Source organism: Psychrobacter sp., from assembly GCF_035469765.1.
Lineage (GTDB): Bacteria > Pseudomonadota > Gammaproteobacteria > Pseudomonadales > Moraxellaceae > Psychrobacter.
Genome location: NZ_DATIRM010000169.1, coordinates 1 through 2,400, shown reverse-complemented (window position 1 = coordinate 2,400; position 2,400 = coordinate 1). Strand labels below are relative to the sequence as shown.

The window sequence follows — 2,400 nt, the reverse complement described above, 5'->3', positions numbered from 1 at the left end:
AGCAAGAACACCATAACACTCTCCTTGTCATTGATTGTTTACTGTGTATCTAACTTATTATATATCAATATATGAATATATTATTTCAAGATCTAACTCAAAAAATTTACCCATAAAAAAAGCCGAGAAAAATGCCCAGCTGTCTTTACATCTCTCTTTCTTAAATTCTAAAACTTATACAATAACCCAAGCGTCGTCGTTGCATCAGTACGCGAGTCAACCATTGGACTGTCATATTGCTCATTTGGCAGATAGCTTAAGCTTTGATTAGCAAAGCCTGCCCAGCGCTCATTGAAGTCATAATTGGCACTAATATTGATGTAGGGATTTAGGCTTGAATTGGCAGTATAAGCGGCAACGCCTGTTTTCGCTGATTCTGTATCGCTCACGCCATAGTAGTATTGATTGTGGTCGGCATCATGATATTCAAAGCCAACGCTTGGATAGACGGTGAGCTTGTTTTTGCTGATTTTACCAAGGTAGCTTAAGCGGGCAATATTACCGCCACTACGGTCTAAAACATCAGTCGCATATTGGGCACGAAAGCCACCAACCGGTGTCAGACGCGTATAGCTTAGTCCTGCAGCAGCAGAGGCTTTACGCTCATCAAGCTCGCTTAGTGCACCAGTAGCATCATCAGGATCAAATGAATTGCCAGCAAGCTGAGCATAGGCAGCTAGCTGATTGCTACCATCATTGATAAGGTATACGCCCGCTTGGGCACCGCGCGCATAGACTCTATTGTTGTCATAAAATACACCTGGCAAAACCTTTATCTCGGTGCTTTCTTCCAAATCATAAGCAGAATTGACTGCCATGACGTTGACTCCAACGCTTAGCTCAGCATCGGGAACAGTCGGTAAGTTTTTATTAAAGAGTGCTGCATTGGATAGGCTAGTTGTGCCAAGCATGGCAGTAGCCGTTAACGTGCTAAGCAAAGCGCGTTTAAAAGTAGGGGATAGCGCTGATGATATAAACATAACTTGTTCTCATAAGTGATTGAAAAAATGGATGAAAATAGAGAAACGCGCAAGATTCTTATTACGTTAGAGCCAGTTAAAAATTAAAGGGGTGTCGGCTACATAGTGCTTTGCTCAATGGCATTGAGCACTTCTATTAATTGCTGATGAATATCTTGCCACCACCATATAAAGCCAATGCCAATAAATAACATCACAACCCACGGCAGCAACTGCCAAATAAGCGCAGGTTTAATGGGTGTGCTTTTCTCATTCAGGGTTTCGTTAAGGGTGGGACGAATAGGGTTGATAGGATTAATAGTTACGTTTGAGTTTACACCACTATTATTATCCACATGACTCTCATTATGCAAACTGGCATGATTTAAATGAGCGTTATTTAATTGAGCATCATTATCAAAGGCAGTGTCGTGATCAGTGTGCTGCTGACTTGCAAACTTGCTATCGCTATTCACTGGAGTATTAATATAAGTGGTGTGGTATTCGTTTTGTTGCTCACTTTGATAACGAGGTAAATAGTCAATTTGATTAATGGCAGTATTCTGTATAACAGCAGCCATGCGCTGACGATAGGCAATAGCAAAAGCCAGTGCAATGACAAGACCAGTAATCGCGCCGCCAATATGACCGGCATTGTCGATACCCGGCACCGCAAAACCATAGACCAAGTTGATGCCCATAATAAATATCAAGCTTTTAAGGTTAAGCACCATGCCATTGACCGATATCTTAAACAGCGCAGCGACTAATAACGCTGTGCCAATGCCCATGATGCCACCCGATGCGCCTGCCGATAAACCTGCTTGTCCTGTTCCATCTATGATACCTTGCCAAGTGACGTAATTATTAAGTAAGTTACCACCGATTGCCGCGAGTAAAAATAATGCCAAAAACTTAGCTGAGCTAAACATCGGCTCGGCGATTTGCCCAAAAAAGTACATGGCAAAACCATTAAACAATAAATGCATTAGCCCAATATGCAAAAACGCACTGCTCACTAAGCGCCATGGCTCGTTATCCATGGTAAAAGGTAGAGCATTGGCGCCCCATTTTACTAACGCCTCAGTCGATGGATTATTGGCATCGACCCCAGTCAATATCTGCATGATAAATAGCCCGATAAAGCTGACTAATAATAGGGTAGTGGCGGGTGCTGTCTTTAATAATTGTTGAATGGTCATAAAATCTAATTATCAATAAAAAATTATAAGTAGAGTATAAAGGCTAGGGTTAGGGCGTGTCATCCATAAGCCTGTTATGAATATTTAATAAAGGCGGCTTTTTTAATAAGGATTAATTTTAAGGTTCTCATAGGTGCCTTTGACTAAGATATCATCGCGCACTTCATCGATGTCGGTATGACCACAGAACGCCATCGACAAATCACACTCATTATACATCAGCTCTAGCGCTCGGCGGA

At 41.8% G+C, this 2,400-nt stretch carries 2 protein-coding genes and 1 pseudogene; all 3 read right to left on the bottom strand.

The genetic code is table 11. The features are described from left to right. Positions 1-167: 167 nt before the first annotated feature. Positions 168-980 carry a MipA/OmpV family protein gene (locus VLN09_RS04875; RefSeq protein WP_325244232.1) on the bottom strand — a complete coding sequence of 271 codons (813 nt, stop codon included), beginning with the start codon at positions 978-980 and terminating at the stop codon, positions 168-170. A gap of 98 nt (positions 981-1,078) precedes the next feature. After that, the gene (locus VLN09_RS04870; protein ID WP_325244230.1) at positions 1,079-2,161 is read right to left on the bottom strand and encodes a rhomboid family intramembrane serine protease; all 1,083 of its coding nucleotides are present in this window, start codon (positions 2,159-2,161) and stop codon (positions 1,079-1,081) included. Positions 2,162-2,263: 102 nt separating this feature from the next. Next, a pseudogene (locus tag VLN09_RS04865) lies at positions 2,264-2,400 on the bottom strand (L-lactate dehydrogenase); the annotation flags it as partial.

What these genes read in the sequence shown, in the direction of transcription:
- VLN09_RS04875 (WP_325244232.1), bottom strand. Translation starts at nt 980, where the DNA reads ATGTTTATATCATCAGCGCTATCCCCTACTTTTAAACGCGCTTTGCTT.
- VLN09_RS04870 (WP_325244230.1), bottom strand. Translation starts at nt 2,161, where the DNA reads ATGACCATTCAACAATTATTAAAGACAGCACCCGCCACTACCCTATTA.